10 protein-coding genes and 2 pseudogenes are annotated in these 21,641 nt (G+C 70.8%); all 12 read right to left on the bottom strand.

What is annotated here, in order from left to right:
* Positions 1–207: 207 nt before the first annotated feature.
* Entirely contained in the window at positions 208–7,917 is a 7,710-nt protein-coding gene (locus ACQEVZ_RS40105) for a hypothetical protein (protein ID WP_433376469.1), read from the bottom strand.
* Positions 7,918–7,975: 58 nt separating this feature from the next.
* Entirely contained in the window at positions 7,976–8,752 is a 777-nt protein-coding gene (locus tag ACQEVZ_RS40100) for a hypothetical protein (protein WP_433376466.1), read from the bottom strand.
* A 4-nt stretch (positions 8,753–8,756) separates the two neighbouring features.
* Positions 8,757–15,506, bottom strand: a complete 6,750-nt coding sequence (locus tag ACQEVZ_RS40095) for a hypothetical protein (RefSeq protein WP_433376463.1) — start codon at positions 15,504–15,506, stop codon at positions 8,757–8,759.
* 394 nt (positions 15,507–15,900) lie between these two features.
* Complete coding sequence (locus tag ACQEVZ_RS40090) at positions 15,901–16,359, bottom strand: hypothetical protein (RefSeq protein WP_433376460.1); 459 nt, start codon at positions 16,357–16,359, stop codon at positions 15,901–15,903.
* A 13-nt stretch (positions 16,360–16,372) separates the two neighbouring features.
* Positions 16,373–16,519 (bottom strand): annotated as a pseudogene (locus tag ACQEVZ_RS40085) (HesB/IscA family protein); the annotation flags it as partial.
* Positions 16,520–16,646: 127 nt separating this feature from the next.
* A pseudogene (locus ACQEVZ_RS40080) lies at positions 16,647–16,745 on the bottom strand (iron-sulfur cluster insertion protein ErpA); the annotation flags it as partial.
* 37 nt (positions 16,746–16,782) lie between these two features.
* Positions 16,783–17,052: a transposase gene (locus tag ACQEVZ_RS40075; RefSeq protein WP_433377268.1), complete on the bottom strand. Its 270-nt coding sequence runs from the start codon at positions 17,050–17,052 to the stop codon at positions 16,783–16,785.
* A 181-nt stretch (positions 17,053–17,233) separates the two neighbouring features.
* A complete protein-coding gene (locus ACQEVZ_RS40070) occupies positions 17,234–18,274 on the bottom strand; it encodes a tyrosine-type recombinase/integrase (RefSeq protein WP_433376457.1) in 1,041 nt (346 codons plus the stop codon).
* A complete protein-coding gene (locus tag ACQEVZ_RS40065) occupies positions 18,264–19,226 on the bottom strand; it encodes a tyrosine-type recombinase/integrase (protein ID WP_433376454.1) in 963 nt (320 codons plus the stop codon). Before ACQEVZ_RS40065 ends, ACQEVZ_RS40070 begins: the two co-directional genes overlap by 11 nt.
* A complete protein-coding gene (locus tag ACQEVZ_RS40060) occupies positions 19,223–20,428 on the bottom strand; it encodes a tyrosine-type recombinase/integrase (protein WP_433376451.1) in 1,206 nt (401 codons plus the stop codon). Before ACQEVZ_RS40060 ends, ACQEVZ_RS40065 begins: the two co-directional genes overlap by 4 nt.
* Positions 20,320–21,156: an IS3 family transposase gene (locus tag ACQEVZ_RS40055; protein ID WP_433376448.1), complete on the bottom strand. Its 837-nt coding sequence runs from the start codon at positions 21,154–21,156 to the stop codon at positions 20,320–20,322. The genes ACQEVZ_RS40060 and ACQEVZ_RS40055 overlap by 109 nt, the downstream gene beginning before the upstream one ends.
* Entirely contained in the window at positions 21,153–21,464 is a 312-nt protein-coding gene (locus ACQEVZ_RS40050; protein ID WP_433376445.1) for a transposase, read from the bottom strand. Before ACQEVZ_RS40050 ends, ACQEVZ_RS40055 begins: the two co-directional genes overlap by 4 nt.
* Positions 21,465–21,641: the final 177 nt, after the last annotated feature.

Below are 21,641 nucleotides of genomic sequence, written 5' to 3'. Positions count from 1 at the left end.
GCACATTCGCGTCTGCGGTCATCGTCATCTCGGTGTCCTCTTTGTCTGAGTTACACCGTTAAATTTACAGTCCCGACCCCCGCAGGCATCAACGTAGGGCCCACCACGGGGTCAGCCACCAGTCCCACTTTCACGCCAGCGACGTCACCCGGCTACGGATTGTTGACCGAGGATTCATCCTCACCCCGCACCCGACTTCGGCCGCGGTCAGGCCGCTGCCCGTGTGCAGTCGACGACGAGCCGCGCCAGCGCCTCGACATCGTCGGTGAGCTGGGCGGCGTCCGGGCCGGCCAGCTCGGCGATGGCGGCGACGATCGAGCCGCGCCTGGCCAGCCACTCGCCGCGGCGGTCCCGGTCCAGGCAGCGCAGCGTCTCGACCTCGTCCGGGGTGAGGTCCAGCCGGCCCAGTGCCAGCATCGTCTCCGTCGCGATCAGCAGCACCACGTCCTGCGCGCTGTCGTCTCGCCGGGCCGCCCACCGTGCTGCCCGGACCAGAGCGGCCATGAGGCGGCGCAGTCCGGGGCCCCGTACGTCACGCAGCAGCTGCCGCTGCCGGGTGCCCGGGTCCGGCTCGTGGAGGTAATCGAACGCGACCCTGGCATGGCCGGCCCGGGCCAGGTCCAGGACCGCCCGGAAGACCGCGAGCGTCGTGTCGCGTGGATGGCGGGCGCCGATGGCGTCCAGCCGGTCCGAGACATCGTCGGCGCGCAGCGCGCCCTCGTGGCGCTGGTACACGTCCCGGGCCTCGGACCAGCCGTCGGACCGTAGCCAGTCGGCGAGCGCCGGCGGCGGCCGGTCTGGTGCGGGCATTGCCTGCGACAGGGTGCCGGCGTGTTCGACGGCCCGGTCCAGTTCCGCTTTGGGGTACCTGCCGGTTTGGCCGCCGGGGCCCTCGACGTGCCACCGGTCGTTGATGCCGTCCGACCGCGGGTACACGACCGCGACGCTGTGCTGCCGCAACTCCTGCACGGCGTCAGCGTCGGCGCCGGGCGACAGGAACACCACAGGCGTGTGACCGTCCCACCGCAGCCGCTCCACGATGGTGTACAGGTGCGGCAGCGCCGCGATGTGCTCGAGGACCACCAGGGGAATGTGGTGCAGCCGCTCGGCGACCTCGCGCAGCGCATCCCGCCGCGGGCCGGTCCGGAGCTGGCCGGCGGCGAGCACGACGAGGCGGCCGTCGAGCGTTGCGAAGCCCGGCAGTCGCACGGCGCCGTCGACCCGCCAGACCTCGCCAGCGCCGTGCTCGGCGGTGGCGGCGACCTCAATCATGCGCAGTTCGCGCAGGCCGGCACGCAGACTCGGGCCGAGCGGCCGGCTCGTGCCGTCAGGGGCGACGGACCACCAGTCGCCCCGGTTGCCGTTCGCGTCCTCGGCGAGGGCGTCGGCGGCGGTGACACGGACGGTGACACGGACCGGGCGGTCGGGCACGAGGACCTGCCCGGTGCCGGTGCGGGCGAAGCCCTCGGCGAACCGCCGGGCTCCCGTGACGCTGCCCGGCTCGTCGAGCGGGACGAGGATCAGGCCGGTGCCCGGTGACACGGCGTCGGCCGTGTGCCGCCGCCGGAGTTCGAGATGGGTGAAGGTGGTGCCGTCGGGTGTGGTGACGGCGCTGCCGTCGGCGGCGAACGAGCCGACCACACCGAACACGTCGGGCAGGTCCAGCGCATCCATGGATTCGCCCGTCGGGGGTGCCGCGGGCGGGTCGAGGACGGTGTGGTGGGCGCGGATGTGGTTGGTGGCCGCGACCCACTGCCGGCGCGGCGTGCCGTCGTGCCAGGTGTCGCTGCCCTTGCGCCGCCACCGGGTGACGCCGGTCACCTCGAACAGGACGTGGCGGTACACGAGCCGGTGGGCGGCCGGGGCGGCGGGGTCGGGGCCGATGCCCGAGGCGTCGCCGGGCGGCTCGGCGATCAGCCGGGGCGCGCGGCGGGCCTGGCTGAGCCCGGCGGCGGTGGTGGTGTGATCGGCGCCGGACTGGGCGGCGATGCGGGGCAGAGCGAGGGAGACGGTGTGGCGGTTGCCGACGGTTGCCCCGTGCTTCGGGTCGACGACGCCGGTGCGGTCCCACGCGCGGTAGCTGATCTGCGCGGCGAGGCTCCACCGGCGGTTCGTGGTGGCGGTGACCGCGGTCGACGTCGTGTGGTTGGTAAACCGCTCTAGGTTCACCTTGGTGGCGTCGCCGAGGATGACGGGGGTGCCGGCCTGGGTGCCGTCATCGAGCTGGTCGGTGACGGGCGCCCAGTCGGTGGCCCGCAGCGGCCGGATGGTGAGGACCTCCTCGTAGAGGCTGGTGGGATCGTGGCTGTCGACCGGGAACGTCCGCCGGTCGCCGTCGCTGGTGGAGATCCGTTCGTGCAGCGTGGCGGATCCGGGGCCGGAAAGATACTCCACAACGGCCCCTTCGGCGAGCGTGGCCTGCTTCGCCGTGGGCAGGACGGCGAGGGCTGCGGCGGTGAGCGCTTCACGCGCGTCGGACACGGTGGTGCGGTGCACGGCCGGCGGTTCGGTGTACTGCGGCCATTGCTGGACCTCGGCTGCTGTAAACACACCGGAACCCGGGCCGGGCGATGGCGCCGTGATGGTCAGGGGGTCGTCCTCGAACCGCGTCGCGGTGCGCAGCCAGGCGGGCGGCGGGCCGTCGACGTGCGGGACGATGGTGGTGTCGTGCTGCAGCAGGTCGAGGTCGACCGACATCTCCGTCCAGGTGGTGGGCCGGTCTTTGCGGAACCACGAGCTGACCGTCTTCCACAGGATGGGTCCCACGCCGGTGACGATGCTCTTGTCCGGCCGCGAGACGTGGACCTGGACGCCGAGACGCAGCGGAACGTCGTCGAACCTGGCGGCGCCGTCGGCGGCGCGCTGCATGTACCGCTGCGCCGACTCGTGCAGGTCCCGCTGTCCGCGGTTGCGGGCGCCGCGCCACTCGACCGTCACGCTGGGCATGGCGGCGCCCTGCCGGGCCGACACGCCGCGCGGGGCACCGCCGATGCCGATGCCGGCACTCCATCGAGCGCCGCTGGTGGAGGTGTCTGAGCGGCCCTCGGCATTGAGGCCGTGGTTCTCCAAGTCGACGTCGCCGTCGACCCGCCCGAACAGGGTCCGCAGTTGCGGGTTCGGGGTGGCGTCGGCGACGAGGAGCACCTCGGCCTGCACGAGGCCGAGCGGGGTGGTCGTGACGAACCCGAAGGAGGCGAGCGTCACCGTCCCGGTCGTGCCGGAGTTGGCCCACCACTGCGCCGCCGCCGGACGCACCACCGCGGGCGACACGAGGTTGGTCAGGTTCTGGTAGACGCCCGGCAGGAAGCTCGCTGAGCCGGGGCGGGTCACCCCCGGTACCGCCGCCTCGACCTCCCGCAGCCCGGCCTCGAGCAGGGCGCGGTGCCCGCCGCGGGGCCGGACGTCGGTGACGGTCGCATCGCCGAGGCCGCGCCGGGCGGTGACCCACCGCGGCAGGAACCGCACGTCCGGCCCGGTCGCGGCTCGGCCCGCCGCCCGCAGGTCCCGGTCGGCGACCTTCTGCAGGTACAGGTTGTGAATCCGGTCCTGGACGTGCTGCGGGACGCCGTCGACCAGGGTGCCGATGGTGGCATCCGGGGCGAACTGGCGCATCACGGCGAGCATCTTGACCAGCGTGCCGAGGCTGACGTGGACGGTGAGCGCGTCGGGGACGGTGACGAACCCGGTCGCGGTCGTCGACACGTCGTGCACCAGCGACACTGGGGTGGCGAGGACGTTGCGCGGCGCGCCGCGGACCTTGGCGACGAACGTGAGCGCGGCGTGCAGGGTGTACGTGTCGCCCTTGAACGTCGAGGTCCGGTCCTCGCTGCTCTCGCTCCAGTGCCAACGTATCCGGCGGTTCGACGCGGTCCTGCCGCCGCTGAGCGTCGGAGCGGAGAGGCTCCAGTGGTCACCGGCTGGGAAGAGCCCGGCGACGGCGCCGCCGAGACGGTGGGCGCGGTCCCGTCCGGCGGCGCTGGCGGAGCCGCCGATGGCCGTGGTGGTGTCCTCGATGTACATGTCGTTGGTCTCGGCGCCGGTGTGGTTGGGCCGGTAATCGAAGGTGTCGACGAGGGCCCGCAGCTCCAGCCACCCCTCCGACTGCGACAGCAGCCCCGGCTCGAACAGCTGGTCCGAGACGTACACCCCGCGGAGCATCTGTTCGAGGGCCGCGTGGAGCCGGGCAGGGGACGCGAAACCCCGCACGGCCTGCGCCGACAGGCTCGCCTGGTCCGCCGGGCCTCTCCCGGTCCCGAACACGACCTCCAGCAGCCGCGTGAGCAGCCGGTTCAGGGCCGCCGAACCGCCGATGTCGGTGATGCCGGTCAGCGCCGGCGGTGGCTCAGTCACGCGCCGCAGCCGCTGTTCGAGCGCAAGTCGATCGACAGAGGTCGAAGCGACCGTGATCCCGGGTTCCTCGGGCTTGCGGGTGCGGGCAGTCAGCATCCGGAAGTCTGGGACGAGGACCGCCACTGTGCCCCGCTGCGGGTTCGGGGCGGTGAAGACCCGGCTGGTGGTGCCCTGCCGGCGGATCTCGGCGCCGAGCTCGAATCGGACGACGTGGCGGTGGTGAGTGCCGCCGGCCGGGGAGACCACGACGGACTCCCGCTCGTACGATCCGCCGAGGTGCATGGTCCGGTCGGCGGAGGCGGTGTACTGGTACGGGCCGACCGCGACTGGGACGGTGATCACCGACGTCACCGGCAGGGCGGGCAGGACGTCGCCTTGGAGAAAGGCATGGGCACTGTCGCCGGTCTGGTGGGTCATGTCCATCGCGAACGGCCGGTCCACGGCCCGCCATACGGTGAAGTCCTCGACGACGCCGTCGCTGTCCGCCGTCTGCCCGTCGACCCGGCGGACCCGCCATCGGACCGCGATCCGCTGGACGCCGGTCAGCGTGGTGCGGGTGAACGGCTCCCAGATCCCGTGGCCGTCGAGCTCGTCCCAGGCCGTCTCGCGGTGCTCGGCGGTGACGACCTCGAGGTACCGGCGGTAGTTGGCGAGCTGCTCGTCGGTCGCGGACGGTCCCGCCGCGATGAACTTGTGCTCTTTGAGCCAGTTCTCGACGTCGTCGTCGACCCCGTTGACGGAGTATTCTGGCTGGTTGAGCGTGAAGCCGGACACGTCGGCGAGGCCGGACCCGCCGCCGTGCTCGACCCCGGCCGGCGGGTACAGGCCGGGGACGGGCGACGTGGTGGTGAGCGGCACATGCCGGACCCGGACGCCGGGCTTGCCGGTGGCGGTGCCGTCGATCCGCAGCGGTGCGGTGCCGGTGGGCGCGCCGACCAGGGTGATCAGCCAGACCAGGTTGGCGTCGGAGATGTGGATCGGCCGGTTGTGGCTCGCGGTGGCGGACAGGCCGCCGGTGAGCCCGGCGCCGCCGGTGGCCATCAGGGTGTCGGTGGTGAACCCGCCGATGCCGCCGCCGAGCTGCGGGCCGCCGGCGAGGCGCGGCGCGCGGCCGATGGTCTCCATGTAGGGGATATGGGTGCCGGTGGACCCGGCGGAGATGGTGAGCTCGGTGGCGTTGTGGATGGCGGCGGCGCCGCGCTCTTGCACGTAGTGCCGCCGCCACATCTCCATCCACCCCTGCCGCTGGAGGGTGACGGTGCGGTACTCCTCGACCGTGGGCAGCTCCAGCCGCAGGAACCCGACCGGTTTACCGGACCGGTCGTACATCGGCTCCGACAGCAGCCCGCCGGTCCGCGCCTTCGGGAACCCGGCCCGCAGGTTGTCGGCGCCGACGAAGCGCAGCAGCGCCCGCAGCGAGGCGGGGTTGAGCGACTTGAGCTGCGGGTAGTGCTCAGCTAGCTCGGCGTGCAGGAACTCCGGGTCGTGGAACCCCTCAGCGAGGGCCAGCTGCTGGGGCAGCGGCGCCGGCGGGCCGACTGAGGTGACCTGACCCGGCGGGCGGGCGATGTGGCTGGGGAACCACACCGTCAGCGGCTCCGGGTCGGTCAGGGTGGCCGGTGCTATCGCGGCGGGCGCGCCGAGGACGGGTTCGGCGGCGGTCACCGCCCAGGTGAGCGTGTACCGGTGGGCGTATTGGTCCTCGCGCAGCCGGTGGATCTGCAGTTGGGTCGTGCGCTGCTCGGTGGCCTGGTGGCGGCGGTACTGGTTGATCGTCATGCGCAGTGTCAGGGCGTTCAGGATGAGCCGCAGGAACGTCAGCACGCCCATCCCCCAGGCGATGGCGTAGCCGAGCGGCACGTCGCGGAAGTTCGCGGCGAACTGCTGGGCGATCCCCCTGATCTCCTGGAGGTAGCGCAGTTCGCTCTGCATGTCGCCGGGGCGCACCGGCAGCTCGGCGTGGGCGCCTTCGGGACGGCGGCGCAGTCCGGCGGTGAACCGCAGTTGCACGGCGCGGTCGTCGTCGCCGAGCAGCAGCGCCTTGCCGGTAGCCGTGCGCATGCCGGGCAGCTCGGTCTTCACGAACTCGAGCGTGACCCGCTCCCGCAGCTCGTCTAGGATTTTCGGCGGTACCGCCGAGGCCCGGTGCGGCTGCTGGTAGTAGTCCGCGAGCGACTGTTCGGCGGTCCGGACGAGCCGCGAGACCTGGCTCTCGCTGAGGTCGTCGATGGTGCCGGCGTCGAGCATGGCGAGGGAGCCGTCCCCGAAGCCGGTGAGGTCGGCCTGCTGGTCGATGCGCCGCTGCCATGCGGCGACCTCGGTGGCCTGCCGGTCGGCGGCGTCCTGCCGGCTGCGACTGTGCTCTCGGGCCTCGTCGCGACGCTGCAACGCCTCGTCGGCCGCGGCGGCGGCGCCGGTCAGCTCCGAGCGGGCCACGTCGCGTAGGCCGGTGCGTTCGGTGACCAGATCGTCGGCGGTGCGGAGGTTCTCCTCGGCGCTGGCCAGCTGGTCTGCGGCCCGCTCGGCCTTCTCGGCGAGGCCGTCGCGTTCCAGCGTGGTGGCGGCGATGTCGAGGCCGAGACGGTCGGCGTGATCCCGGTGCCGGGCGACCTCGTCGGTGGTCTCGTCGAGGCGCCGCTGGGCCGTCTCGACCTCGGGCTCGTCGGGCCGCTGGGCCGTCTCGACCTCGGGATCGTCGGGCCGCTGGGCCTGTTGCCGGACCCGGTCGAGCACCTCGCGGGCAGTCTGCTCGAGGGCGGTGGCCGCGCGCATGCTGGACTCGGCCTCGCGGTGCTGCCGTCCTTGGTCGTCGGCCCTCGCGGCGAGCCGCCGGACCGCGTCGTCCGCCGTGGCGCTCTCCCGTTTGGCCCGTTCGAGGGCTCCGGCGCGCTGCCGCCGGGCGCTGATGGCCTCCTGGAGCGCCGTCTCCCGCTCGCCCAGTTCTCGGGTGCGTTCGGCGACACCGTTGTTGGCGGTGGTGAGGGCGGTGTCGAGGGCGGTCAGGGCCTGCTGCGCGGTCTCCAGGGCCGCGTCGGCCTCGGCGCGGGCGCGCAGCGCGGCGGCGTGCCGGTCGTGGGCCTGTGCGGAGGAGAGCGTCAGGTGCGGGTCACGGACCGGGGCGGTGGGCAGCAGTCGGGCCGTCGCCGCGTCCTGGCGGGTGGTGGGGCGGCCGGCGGCGTCGCGGTACTCGACCCAGTCCTCGTCGACACCGGTCGCGGCCGCGGCCGGCAGCTGGACCGGCACCCGGAGCCGTTCGGCGGCGGCGAGGGCGGCGGCCGCCGGCGGCGGCGGCTCGAGCGCGCCGGCGTCGATCACGACCCGACGCCGGATCGCCGGCGCCAGCCCGGCGACGTACGACGCCAGGGCCTGTTCCAGCGGCGGCGCGCTCAGTAGGTCCTCGTCGAGCACAAGCCAGACCGTCCGGCCATCCGGGCGCGTCCTGGCATACTCCACCACCGCCGGTTCGACGTCGCCGGCCATGTCGCGGCGGCGGACCACGGTGCCGCGCTGCGTCGGCACCGGCCGGATCGCCGGGCAGGGGTTCAGGAGCTGCGGCTCCACTGTCACCGGCTGACCGTACGGCCGGGCACCGGGAGGCGGCTAGTCCCCGTTCAGGCCGGGGCCGTCACCCGGACGCGGATCGTTCACGCTTCCGGTCGCCGCAGCTGAGCACCAGCAGGATCAGCGCGCCGAGGGCATCGAGCCGGGCTGGGGCGTCCTGCAGCGGCGCCCGCAGCGACATGAGCCAGTTTGCGCAGGCGAGCCGGTCAGGGCCGGGCAGGCAGAGGATCGCGGCGCTGTTGAACCGGCCGGGGTCCGGCCGCGCGACGGTGAGGACGTGGTCGAGGGCGGCGAGGACGGCGGCGGTCGCGCGGTCCAGGGGCGCCCCGGCGGTGGCGGCGGCCAGCCGGGCGAGCGGGCCCGCGACATCCGGCAGCACCGAGGATTCCAGGTGATACGCCACGCTCGCCCGGGCCTGCGGGTCGGTAGCGGCCCGGTAGGCGGCGCCGACGGCGGCGTGGCCGAGCCGGGCCAGTTCGTGCAGTGGGCCGCTCGTGCCGTCGTCGACGGCGACGCCGAGCCGATCGGCCACTGCGGCGACGGCCGCCGCGGACGGGCGCGGGTCGAGGGCACCGACGTCGACGACGACTCGGCGCCGGATCGCCGGCGGCAACGACCGCAGGTATCGGTCCAGCAGGTCGGTGCCGAGCAGGTCGTCGCCGAGCACGACCCGGACGGCGCCGGTCACCGGGGCGCCGAAGGCGTAGGCGACCAGCCGCCCGTCCGCCGCGGTGCGGGCCGCGCCCGGTGCCGGCCGGGCCCGCAGCAGCACGCCGCGGGGCGTCGGCGTGGCCCGCCAGCCCGGACACGGGTCGCGGCCGGGGTTCGGCTCGTCCGGCATGGTCTCAGCAGGTAAGGGTCAGGTCCCGCAGCTCGAGCAGTGCCTCCTGCTTCGGGCTGAACTGTTGCACTTCGCTCAACTTGCTCAGCCGGTCGGCCCATAGCACCTTGTCCTGCGTGGTGAGGTGTTTGATGACGTCCAGCCGGAACCACTTCGTCTTCGGGCGCTCCTTGGTGAGAATCGTGTGCAGCGACGACAGGACCTCGGCGTTGGCCATGTCGGCCGGCTCCCGGTAAGTGGCCAAGCCGAGTTCCGCCAGTAGGTTCGTCACCTCAGGCAGCCGCTCCGGCGCGGCCGACAGCGCCACCTCAACCTTCGTCGCCACATCGGGCGCGTCAAGGAAGCGGTACGCGAGGTCGGCCTGATCAAGCTTGGCCAGCTCGATGACCGCCTTGTACAGGAACGAGTCACGGACGCCGACCGGGTGCGACCGGTCGATCATCTCCTGGATCCAGTCCAGGACCGCCTGGGAGGTCAGCTCCGTGGGATGCTTCGCGAGCACGGTCCGCGACTCTTCCCGATCGTCGCGTGCCCAGGCGTCGAGCCACGTGGCGAGCATTGGCGGAGCCGGCGGAGCCGATGTCGTCTTGTTCGACGCGTCGGAGAAGACCCGCTCCGTCAGGGTCTCCCCGTGATAGCTGGGCTCGCTGAGGCCCGGTCCGGTCACGGCCCACACGTTGTCCAGCCGGAGGCCGGACTGCCGGGTGGGTCCCGCCGCCTGATGGACGATCGACGCCCCGAACGCCGAGCCCGCATGCCGCAGCCGCCACGTCGACGCGAATGCGAAGATGACCGGCACCCGGCCGCGCAGTCGCAGGCGTTCGAGCAGGACCTGCAGGTTCCGCGCCGCCGCGGCGTCGTTCGGTTTGTCGACGATCACGAGCGGCCGGCGTAGGGCGCCCGCGAGCCGCGCCGCCTCCGTCCACAGTTGACGATTCCCGGTCGGTTCGCCGACGAGCAGCGCGCCACCGTCCAGCTCGGCCACCCCGTCCGGCAGCCGCAGCGGCGGCAGGAACAGCTCCGCCAGCGTGTCGGGCCAGTCCGCGTCGGTGTCGACCGGTTCGGTCCGGGCGCCCGGCGCGACCTGCCCGCCCGTGGGCAGGAACAGCACGTCGGCAGGCCCACCGGCGGGCAGCTCGGCCAATTGCAGCGTGTCGGGGTCGACGAGGACTACGGTGCCCTGCTCGTTGAACGCGTACAGCACCCGCTGGTGGGCCCGGCCGGCGCCGTCGAGGCTGCGGTGCAGCACGATACCGGCGTCGCCGGTGCCCGCGATGTGCCGCACCAGGCCGCCGATGCCGGGCACACGCCGGGCGGCGCCGTCGAGGAACCGGACGAACCCGCCGCTGGCCGGGTAGCGCCCGACCACGTCCGCGATCCTCGCCAACTCCCTGAAACGCCGGCCGGGCTCTCCCGTGCGGCGCCGCGTGTCGAGCTCCACCGCCCGCGCCAGGAGATCCTCGTTGCCGACCCGGAGCAGGGGCAGCTGGAGGCGGCCGACGTACAACCGCCGCTCGGCGGGCGTCGCCGGGCCGGACGCGGCGTGCGCCACCCCGTGCTCGGCGACCCGGGGCAGCAGCGCGGTGACGAGCGCTTGGGTGTCGCCGAACACGGTCGCGGCGTACGCCGCCTGCACCGGTTCCGGCAGCGCGGCGATGGCGACGCCGTCCTGGGCCAGCGCCGCGCGCAGCGCCTCGAGCTGCTCGTCGGTGACGTCGTCGCTGATGTGCGGCAGCAGCCGCAGCACCTCGGCCCACGGCGCTCGCCGCCGCGGCGGGGGGAATTGCGCGGCTACTGCCTCGACGGCCTCGTGCCAGCCGTTCGGGCCACGCTCGGTCAGCTGTTCCAACATGGCGCCGGTCAGCTCCACGTCGCGGGGCCCGGGGCCGAGCCGCGCGAGGAGGACGAGCAATGCCACCCTGTGCGGCGCGGGAGCCGGCCAGTGTTCGGGGACCAGCATGTCGGCCGGCCAGTCGGCGAGGCCCGGCAGTTCAGCCGGGCCGACGCCGGCGAGCAGGACCGTGGTGCGGAACCACGGGAGGGAGACGCCAAGCCTGCGAGCCGTCTCGGTGACGGCTTCGTCCGACCAGCCGGCGAGCCGGGCGAGCCGGCCCGTCAGTTGCTGGATGCGCTCCGCTTCCGACGGCGGGACGCCGGTCACGCCGAGGACGTGAGCCTGCCAGGCGTCGACGAGCGCACGTGCGGCCTCCAGGTCACCGGACCAGGTTGCGGTCAGGCCCGCGTCGACGAATGCCCGCTGAACGTGGATCCGGGGCAGTCCCAGGGCCTCCGCCCAGTCCCGCAGCTGGTCCGGCCAGGACGGGTCGGTGCGTGGGTCGACGGGGGTGACGTCATCGCTGGGCTGCTGGCCTCCGGTCGGCAGGAACAACACGTCGACGGGTCCCTCGGATGGCAGGACCGCCGGCAGAAGGGTCAGCGGGTCAAGGAACACGATCTCGCCGGAAGGGCCTCGGAAAGCATTGAGCACTCCGGCGCGGACCGCGCCAGTGCCGTCCGGGCTCGTGCGATAGAGCACGATGCCGCGGGCGCCGTCGGTTGTCGCGAGGTGCCGGACGACGCCGTCGAAAACATGCGCCGGGTCGCTCTCGAGGGCGCCGAGCCGGAGAAAGCCGCCGTCGGGGAACTCCGCGAGCAGGGTGTCGATGAAGGTGCCGAACTTGTCATCGAGGTACGGCTCGTACGCCAAGGGATTCGTCGGAGCGCGGTGGCTGCCGTCGAGTACCTCGACGGTGCGGTCGAAGCCGAGCGCCCGCGACAGCCGGGCCGATTCCGGGGCCGGCGGGCCGCCAAGCCGTCGCTCGATGCTGGTCGGATTGTACAGAGCGACGGCGAACTGCATGTACAACCGCGCGTCGAGGGATGTTCCGAGGCCGCCTGCGCCGATCACGCCCGCGTGGACCACTCGCACAGTCTGGCCTTCCGAAAGGCCGGGAACCGGGCGGGCCTCGCTGAGCACGGCGGCGAGCTCTGTCAGCAGCCTCACGCGGGCCGGACTCGCGGCGTGCCATGGCACGGTCAGGTACTCGGCATACCAGGTCCGGACCTGCGGGCTCAGGTCCCAGACGTCGAGCGCTTTCTCCCGCACCCGCTTATGCAGGTTCAGGACATCCTGGCCGAGGAGTCCGGTGGATGCCAGCGGGAGCGCGATGAGCAGCGCCTCGGCGACCGTGCCCGCGGGTGGTCTGCCGGGCCGGCTGTGGACGTCCGGCTGCACGTTCGACCCGATGCCCAGCCGGAGACGGATGTCGGCCGCCACGCGCCGGACCACCGACCACCACCCGGCGGGCTCGTCGGCGCGCAGCAGGTCGGCTTCCTCCGGGGTCAGCTCCGGCACGGGACTGAGCTCGGTCGCAAGCGCGAGCATCACGCCGCGCAGCCACACCGCAGAGGCGCCGAGCCGCTCGGCGATATCGGTGATCGGTGTGCTCTGCGGTAGCGGCGGGTGCAGTTCCTCCACGAGCCGCCAGCTGGCACGGAGGTCGATCGGCCCGGCCCGTTCGGCCTCGCGGAACGCCTCGACGTCCTGGCCGAGGGTCGTCGCGATCCAGCTGTCGACGATGTCGCGCAGCTCCTCGTCGCTGCCGTCCCACTGCACGGTCATGTCGGTGTCGTGCAAGGCGGTCATCAGCAGTCCGCGGTCTGGTCGCACGTCCGTCCACCGGTCGAACCACGTCACCCACTCGGCGATCTGGTCCGCCAGCGGCCGGTCCTTGTCGTACACCGCCACGACCGGGGTCAGGTCGCGCGGGTCGGCGTCGAAGGCGACCGCCATCTGGAACAGCTCGCTACGCCGGATGTTCGACCGTTCGGCGATCCGGTGCAGGTCGTCGGGCATGCGCCCGACGCGGACCGCGAACCGCCACACCTCGACAGGGTCGGTCCCCTCACCGATCACGGCGGCGACCGCCTCGACGGCCTGGGGCGACAGCCACACGAACCGGTGCAGGTCGCGGGTGACCTCCTCCGGCGATTGACCCAGCCGCTGCGCCCACTCATCCGCCCAGACCGGGATCAGCCCCCAGCGCGTGCTCCAGGCCACGGAGGTGGTGTTCAGATGTCCATCGGCCATCAGCGTGCGCGCCTGCTTGGTGACGACGTGGCGCTCGTTACCGGTGAGGGGCGGTAGGGCATCCAGGAGCAGCTTCAGTACCCTGTCGCCGTCCGGTCCCGCGGGGTGCAGGTGCCGATCCCCGCGCAGCTCGTCGGCCAGGGCCCGCGCCGCGCCGTACCGATCGCCGGCTGGCTGCGGACCGTTCAGGCGGTGGCCTAGCCCGTGCCAGCCGCGCAGCGTGTCCGGGTCGACGCCCAGGGCCGCGGCCACCGCGAGCAACTGCAGCGGGTCGACCTCGAGCCGCCGGGCGGCACGGGCCAGACCGGTGAACGGCAGACCCGCACGGACGCTCGCAGCGGCCAGCCAATACGGGCTGACGCCACTCGCATGGGCCGCCCGAACCACCTCACCCGGCGTGCGCGTAAACCCATCAGCGGCCCACAACACCGGATCGAGATACCGCCGGCCGAGCCGCTCCCGATAGCCACGAGCCACCTCGACGTCCACACCGAGGATCACCGCCGCCCATGCGTCGAGGTCGTTGATTGTGGTGCGGCCGAGGTCGGTGCTGGTGCGGCGGGTGTCACGCAGGAACGCCAGGGCGATGCGGTCGGAGACGCCGAGCAGCGCTGTCCACTCGTCGACGTCGGCGCGGACATCGGCGACGACGAGCCGGGCGGACCGCGAGCGGCCGGCGAGGATCGGCTCCAACGCCCACGGATCGAGATCGAGGTCGAACGCCAGGTTCCACAACGCTTCGGCGCTCACCCCAAGCCGCTCGGCGACCTCGTCGAGGTCCACCGGCAGATCATCAGCGGCAAGCGCGGCCTGACGCACGACCTGCGGGGCCACCCGCAAACGACGGGCCAGACGCAACCCCTCATGGTGCACCAGCCACGGCCGGACATCCTCGTCATCATCGATGTCACCCGGCCGGACGTGGAACTCGGCAGCCAGCCACTCCTGCCGCAACCGCACCAGCTCAGACGAACCCGCGGCGAGGCCGTCAAGGTCCCGCCCCTGCCCGGCCAGCCAGTCCACAAACGGCGCCACCTCCTCAACAGCCAGACCCAGCACAGACGCCCGCCGCACCACATCCATCAACCGCACCCCAAACACCTGCTCCGGCGGATGCGCAGCCGACCACACCGGATCCTCCCGCAACATGAGCGCCGTCACCCGGGCAGCACCAGCCGGCCCCACAACCGAATACGGCGGCAACGCCGGCGCTCCCAACAGACCAAGCAGACCAGAATCCGCCAGCAGAACAGCCGGGTCCACCCCAAGCCGCGCCGCAAGCAGCGTCACCCGCCCATCCCGGTCGGCGGTCACCAGCTCCACCGGCACCCGCCCAAACCGCAGACTCAACGCGGACACAACAGCTCCACTGACACCCGTCACACCAGCCACAGCCTCAATACCAGCCCGATCCAAACCAGCCGCGTCGACCTCCTGCTCGATCAAGTTCACCACCGACACAACCGACCCCTCCTCAAAACCGGCATCACCACCGAGAAGAAGCCCAACCCACTGCGCAACCAACCCCCCAACATCCCCCGACGCCACATCACCAAGCGGAACACCCAAATCGGCAAGCATCCCCCGAAGCCACCGATACCCCAGACCCACAGACCCGGCCAACCGGTCCAACTCCCGCTCCCAACCCCCAGCCAACCCATCAAGCGACAGCACAGCCCCCAACCCAGCACCAGCACCCGGCAGCAACACCGCCAAATGCAACGGATGAAGACCAGCCTCCTTCACCAACGCCATCAACCGGCCAACCGGAATCCCGTGCTGCTCGGCGAGCCGTGATACAGCGGCCGGGTCAACGGTGTCGGGAACATCGATTACCCGCGACGGCGGCCGCGCACCCAGCCACTCAACCCGCAGCCGCGCCACAACCCGCCGCGGAAGAACACGACGGGCCTCCTCCAGCCGATCCAGCACCACATCCGGCACCGTCCCACCACCCGACTCCCCCAGCAACACCAGCGGCCGCGGCGCCGCCCCGCCCCGCCCCACCTCCCCAGCGACACGCTGCTCCACCCCGGCCACCACCCCGGCCACAACACCATCCGTGACACCATCCGGCCGAACCCACAAACCCCACTCGAAAACCTGCACAACCCAGCCGTGGCCCAGACCATACGTGCCAGCCTCAGACCCCGGGACCACCCCGAACCGCGCCCCGATCCGCCTGGCCGCATGGTCGGCGGGGTTCGTAGCCTCGTCCAGGGTGTCGGCCGGAAAGACCCGCACCCGATCCGCCAACACCCGCGGCACCGGCCCGAACCCGTCCCTGAACTCGAACACGCCTTCGGCGAATCCGTCGGCGTTCTCGTGCCGCACCTCGATCGGCAGGGCGAGCGTGTTCGCGGCGAGCATCACCGTTCCCGCTTCCGGCGGCGGTTCGGCGATGACGGCGTCGATGAAGCTGGCCTCGCGGATGGACGGCGGAAGCTGCCCGAGATACCGCGGGAGCATCGGGGCCTGCAGCAGCGCCGCCTCGGCGATGATGATGCGGACCTCGTCGGTCTGCGGCGTGCGGGGGCCCAAAGCATACCGCACCGCACTCCCAGCCTGCTCCTTGGACACCAGCGCGGTCAGCAACAGCGAACCCGACGGCGTGGGCATGGATGCCTTGTCCGGACAGGCGATCGGCGGATGACCAACCGGCACGCAAACCTCCCGCACTCAGAGCCCGCTTCAAGGCCACACGGTACAGCCGCGCCGCGCAACGCAACGAGTCCACGTTCCAGCCGACGCTGTCGCGCGAAACGGGCATCCACCAGCAGAAACATGCCTGAAACAGGTCGGGGCACCGCAGTGCGCGGCCGGCTGCGGATCAGCTCGGCGGAGGCCATCAGGCGCTGGCGCCGGAACCAGCCGGGCAGGGTGCAGGCGTTGTTCGGCGAACCCGAAGTCCGCTACGCCGCCGGATGACCACGGCGTGTTTGCCCTGCGGATCGAGAACCGGGCTCGCGGTGGGATCAGATCGCGCGGTGGAAGTGAGTCGTTCTGTCTGCCGGGCGCGCCGGCGGCGCTGCTGGAGCGGCGCCGCCGGCGCTGCCCGTCAGATGCCTCCGGTCAGGCACTCATCGACGACGCGGCGTGCTCGGCCAAGACTGACACGGCAGGCCGGCCCTGCGATTGGCCTGGCGTCATCGCCACACACCGCGTCATTGAGCCCTGGGCCGGCCAGCAGCCGGCCACGCCGCAGCCACCGCCATGCATCCTTGGCCAGGCGTATGTCAGGAGTACTCATAGCCGCCTGCGGCTCCTCAAGACGGGACCGGCACCATGCGAGCCATCCTGTCGCGACGGCGAGGTGGTCGCGGAGCAGTTCCAGGCAGTTTGCGGGCAGGTCAGCAGACGACCGGTCGAGATCGGCGAGGAAGAGCGTCATCGCGAGCACATCACGCGTGGCACGGAACTCGAAGGCGTCCCGCCGGGCGGCCTCTTCGCCGGCCACGATCAGATCCTCCGCTGCTGCCTCCGCCCACAACCAGGCGAGAGGTACCTCAATTGCCATGCTCGGGACCATGTCAGTGGAAGGAATCGCCGCAGGCGCAGCTACCGGCCGCGTTGGGATTGTCGATCGTAAACCCGTGCCCTTGCAGGCCGTCCGCGAAGTCGATCGTCGCGCCGGTAAGGTACGGCACGCTCTTGCGGTCGATGACAACGTCGAAGCCGACCGGTTTGTGGGCAACCTCGCGGATCGGGCCGGTACCGAGACCCGCTTCGTGATCACTCATCAGACCCGCTCTCATAGCCGCTGTCGTAACCGGAGTCCGGTTCAGACATCCCGTTGTCGGCATCGCCGAAGCGGATGATCAGGCCATCGTTGAACAACCGGTCATCGAAGAACAGCTGATAGCGAAGGCCCGAGCAACCTCCCGGCTGGACCGCCACGCGTAGCTCACAGTGAGCTTCCCCCGCTTTGATGGAGTGGTGGTTACCTGCCTCCGGTCGGGGCAGGGGTGAGGTTATCTGGCTCGGCCTGGGCGTGCCAGGCGGTCTCGTATTCGTCGGGGCTTCGGTAGCCGAGTTCTTTCTGGATGCGGCGAGTGTTGTACCAGGTGTCGATGTAGGTGAAGATCGCGTTTTCGGCTTCGTCCCGGGTCCGCCACGAGGTGCGGTAGACGAGTTCGACCTTCAGGGTGGACCAGAAGTTCTCCATCAGCGCGTTGTCGTAGCTGTCGCCGACGGAGCCCATGGAGGGCAGGATCCCGTTGTCGGACAGGCGTTGCGTGAACCGGAACGACGTGTAGTTCGAGCCCCTATCGGAGTTAAACCGAATTCGGTTTAACTCGGATTATGCCGAGTCTTGCGTTAAGCCGAGGAACCGCGGGTGGCCTGCGCTGGGTGGGTTGCTCTGTTTGGTTCCTCGGCTTAACGGGGGCGTGTCATCGGAGGCTGTAGAGGGCCTGGAGTCTGTCGTCGGTGAGTTGCTGCGTGGCTGGCGAGTCGATTGCAGGGGTGGCGGCTTCCACGGCTTGCCGCATCATGTCGATGGTGGCGAAGGCGTAGAACGCCGCGGTCGTGGACACGTTCTCGTGGCCGAGCAGCCGCATGATGACCGGCAACGGGATGCCCTGCTGGTAGAGGTCCATGGCCTTGGTCTTGCGCAGCATGTGGCAGTGGATGTTCTCCGGGATTGAGGAGCATTTCTGGCGCGCGGCTGTGGCGGCGTGCGTGAGCACTGCGGCGACGGTGTCGCTCGACAGTGCTGTCGGCTTGCCGTTGTGCAGGCTGTAGAAGACCGGCCGGGTCGCAGGAAGCTGTGTCGTGCCGGGGTGGAACTCGGCGAGGTAGGCGCTCAGGTGCTGGATTGCCTTGCCGGTGAGGGGGACGACGCGGGTTTTGTTCCTCTTGCCGGTGAGGATGACGTGTCCGGGCTTGCCCAAGTGGAGGTCCTGCAGCGTCAGGTTGGTGATCTCACCGACGCGGGCTGCGGTGTCATAGAGCAGGATCAGCAGCATCCGGTTCCGGCGCGACTTCGCGGTGCGGCCGGTGAAGGCGGCGAGCACGGCCCGTGTCTCGGGTTCGGTGAGGTACTCGATCGGCTTTCTCGCGCTGGCCGGCGCGGGTAGCGTCTTGGCCGACTGGCTGAGCGCGACGAGGGTGATGTCCTCGGCGGAGCAGTAGGTCAGGAACGCTTTGATGGTGGTCAGCCGCAACGCGACGGTCCTCGGTGCGTAGTGCCGGTGGTCGGCCATCCAGGCCAGCCAGCCTTTGAGGTGTGGCCGGTCGAAGTGGTCGAAGGTCACGTCGGCGCGGTCGATGTGGTCGTGCTCGGTGAGGTAGCGCAGGAAGCATTCCAGGCTGATCCGGTAGGCCTCGATCGTGTTCGGTGAGCGTCGGGCGACGGTGGGCAGGTAGGTGTGCAGGTAGTCCCGGGCGAAGCGGTAGAAGTCCGGGGCGCCGGTTGCCGGGTCACGTTTCATCGAACCCGACCTCCGGTAGCAACGACTGGCTCGCGGTGGTGAGGTCGGCGTAGGCGTGCAGGAACTGCGGGGAGGTGTGGATGTAGTAGAAGCTCGACTCGATGTCCGCGTGGCCCATGTAGCGGGCCAGGTAGGGAAGCATCGCCATGACGTCTTTGCCTTGGGTCGTCCAGCGGTCGACGTTGGCGTAGGCGAAATGATGGCGGAAGTCGTAGGGCCGGGGCTGCTGACCGCTCACCAGCCGTGGGAGACCGGCCTGGTCCCAGACACGGTTGAACATCTTCCCGACGGTCGCGGCGGTGACCTGGTTGCCGGCCGCGGAGACGAAGAACGTGCTCCGCGTGGGGCCGAACCGGGCGCGGGTGACCCGGTCGCAGTCTGCCAGGATTTCGGTGACTGCGCCGGTGATCGGCAAGCGTCGGGAGCGGTTGCCTTTGGAAGCCAAGATGTCGAGGTTGCGGTCACGCAGGTGCACGTGTTCGGGGCGCAGCTGGCGGGTTTCCCCGGTCCGCAGCCCGCAGGAGTGCATCAGCGTGAAGAACGCGACCGCCTGCCACCGCCACGGGGACGCGGCATGCAGCGTTGCGGCGGCCGCGAAGAACGCCTCGATCTCGTATTTGTTCAACAGGTAGGGGTGGGCGGGAACGACTGCGGCCTTCCACCGATCGGACAGGACATAGGCGTCACGCTGCCCGTGGGCCCGCAGCCATCGGCCGGCGTCGCGGATGTAGGACATCCAGGACCGGTACCGCCCCGAACGGGTCAACTGCTGGCTGACCCATCCCTCGACCGTGTCGCGGTCGAAGACGGTCCGCTCGTGTGCGGCGCAGTAGGCATCGAACTGCTTCAGGTACCAGCTCCGGGAGGCGCCGTAGAAGCCCATCTTCTCCTTGAACGCGAGGTAGGCCTCCAGTTGCGGCGCGAGGGAACTGCTGAAGCCGTCGGCCTTCACGAGCGCGTCCCGTCGGGGACGTCGAGGACGCAGTCGAGCAGACGATCCTCATCGACGCTCAAATACAGGTCGGTCGATTCCAGGCTCGCGTGGCCCAGCACGGCCGAGATCGTCGGCAACGGGACCGCCGCGCGCAGCAGCCGCGACGCGGCGTTGTGGCGCAACAGGCGAGTGCCGGCCTTCACGTCGGTGACGCCTGCCTTGCCGAACACAGTGGTGATCACCCGGTGGATCGATGCGTGGTCGGACAGTCGCGTATATGGCGCCACGCGGCGCAGGAACACGTGGTCGTCGGACGAGTCGGACCGTTCGTCGAGTACGTAGTCGGCGAGCCTGCCGACCAGCAGATCGGTCAGCGGCACGGTCAGCGGGTTGTGCGTCTTCTGCTGCACGAGGCTGGCGGTTCGTGCACGCCAGTCGATGTCGGCCAGTCGCAGGTTGATGATGTCGCACGCGCGCAGCCCGGTCGTCATCGCGAGCAGGGTGATCGCGGCGTCCCGCGCGGAAATCGCCGGTGTCGCGCATGCATGCACGACCAGGCGTTCAACCTCGTCGGGAAGCACCGGCAGGATCGTGTGGGACCGCCTGACCACGGCGAGCCCGGCCGCGTCGACCAGATCGTTGCGGCCGGTGAACTTCAAGAACGGCCGAAAGTTCGACACCACCCAGAACAACGAGGACGTCGCCCACCTGCCGGACAGTGATTCCAGAAACCTCAACACGCTGGCGCCGTCGGCATCACCAAGACAGCGGATCCCGCGTGACTCCAGAAACACCAGATAGGCACGGGCCACCCGGCCATAGGCATCGCGGGTAGCCGGCGCCAGTCCACGATCATCCGTGTCGGTGTCCCACGCGGTGGCAAGCGCGGTGAACTCACCCGAAGCGGGCCGTGCACCACCCCCACCGCGTTTACGGCACGACAGGTCCACCCGGCCGGTCCTCACGTAGGCATCGAACACACCGACCAGCCGCCGGTAGTCGAAGCTGCGCTGCGCACTGAACCGGCCCGTGCGCGGACTGATCGTCAACGCCGCGAACGCAGCGCCGAGCGACGGCGTGTAGCTGCCGCCACGCCCCTCAGCGAAACACCTCAACGCCCTGATCGACTTCCTGTACTGGCCAACCGTCGACTCCATGTAGCCGGCCGCGCGCAACTCCGCGACAACAACCGACCCGACCCCTGCGACCGTCGTGTCCATGACCGTCTCCTCTCCGCAACGCATAGGACACAGCGGACAGTAGCCACGAACAGCAGATCGTTAAGCCGAGGAACCAAACAGAGCAACCCACCCAGCGCAGGCCACCCGCGGTTCCTCGGCTTAACGCAAGACTCGGCATAATCGGAGTGGTGGATCAGCTGTTGGTCGCGCACGTCGCGGGTCCAGATGCCGTACTCGAGGGCGCCGAGGATGAGGTCGGTGTCGCAACGGTCGCCGGCTTTCCAGCCGACGATGCGGTTGGAGAACGCGTCGCGGACCGCGGCGAGCCAGAACATGCCCTCGCCGCAGCGGATGCGGGTGGCGTCAGCGACCCAGAGCCGGTTCGGTGCGGTGGCGGTGAAGTTGCGGTTGACCAGGTCCGGCGCGGGTGTCGCCTTCGGGTCCTGGCGGGTTGAGCCGCCGCGCCAGCCGCGGCGCAGGAACGCACCCTGCCAGCCCTGGTCGGCCATCAGCCGCTCCACACGTTTGCGGCCGACCTGGATGCCGTCGCGGCGCAGCTGGCGGTGGACCCGGTCCGCGCCGTAGGTGCAGCCGGAGGCGGTCCAGATGTCGCAGATGTTGGACAGCAGCCCGCGGTCGACCAGGTCCCGGTCGCACGGCTGCTGGGCTTGGCGCAGCCAGGCGTAGTACGTCGAGGTCGGAATCTGCAGAACCCGTAGCAGGAGCGCGACCGCGAAGCGGTCTGAGTGTTCGTCGATGAACGTCATGACCGTCGCCGGGTCGGGTCGAGCTCCGCGGCGAAATACGCGCTCGCCGCCTTCAAAATCTCGTTCGCCCGGCGCAGTTCAGCGTTCTCCCGCGCCAGCCTGCGGTTCTCTTCGAGGAGGTCACTGGACGGCCGGTCGGTGCGTTCCCCGGCGTCGGCCTCGGCCTGCCGGATCCAGTTGCGCAACGCCTCATGATGCACGTTGAGCTGTTCGGCCAGCCGGCGGATCACCGGCTTGGGGTCCGACTCCCGATACAGGCGCACAGCGCGCTGCCGCAGGTCATCGGGGTACTTCTTCGGTGCTGGCACGGATCTTCCTCCCCATGGCCATCAGACCATGATCAAGAAGCTCCATGAAAGCGGGGGTAGCTCACAGGTCGTCTCGACCCTCCCGCGCCAACAGGGTCTGAACCTGCTCGATGGCGGCGGGCGTCAGGATCACACCGGTCGAACTCGCGCTGCGGGCCGGAGCCCTCTTGGACCGGC

The sequence above is a fragment of the Dactylosporangium sp. CA-152071 genome, assembly GCF_050936335.1.
GTDB lineage: Bacteria > Actinomycetota > Actinomycetes > Mycobacteriales > Micromonosporaceae > Dactylosporangium > Dactylosporangium maewongense.
This window is presented reverse-complemented; position numbering and strand designations above follow the sequence as displayed.

What these genes read in the sequence shown, in the direction of transcription:
- ACQEVZ_RS40055 (WP_433376448.1), bottom strand. Translation starts at nt 21,156, where the DNA reads ATGACGTTCATCGACGAACACTCAGACCGCTTCGCGGTCGCGCTCCTG.
- ACQEVZ_RS40060 (WP_433376451.1), bottom strand. Translation starts at nt 20,428, where the DNA reads ATGGACACGACGGTCGCAGGGGTCGGGTCGGTTGTTGTCGCGGAGTTG.
- ACQEVZ_RS40090 (WP_433376460.1), bottom strand. Translation starts at nt 16,359, where the DNA reads ATGGCAATTGAGGTACCTCTCGCCTGGTTGTGGGCGGAGGCAGCAGCG.
- ACQEVZ_RS40070 (WP_433376457.1), bottom strand. Translation starts at nt 18,274, where the DNA reads ATGAAACGTGACCCGGCAACCGGCGCCCCGGACTTCTACCGCTTCGCC.
- ACQEVZ_RS40100 (WP_433376466.1), bottom strand. Translation starts at nt 8,752, where the DNA reads ATGCCGGACGAGCCGAACCCCGGCCGCGACCCGTGTCCGGGCTGGCGG.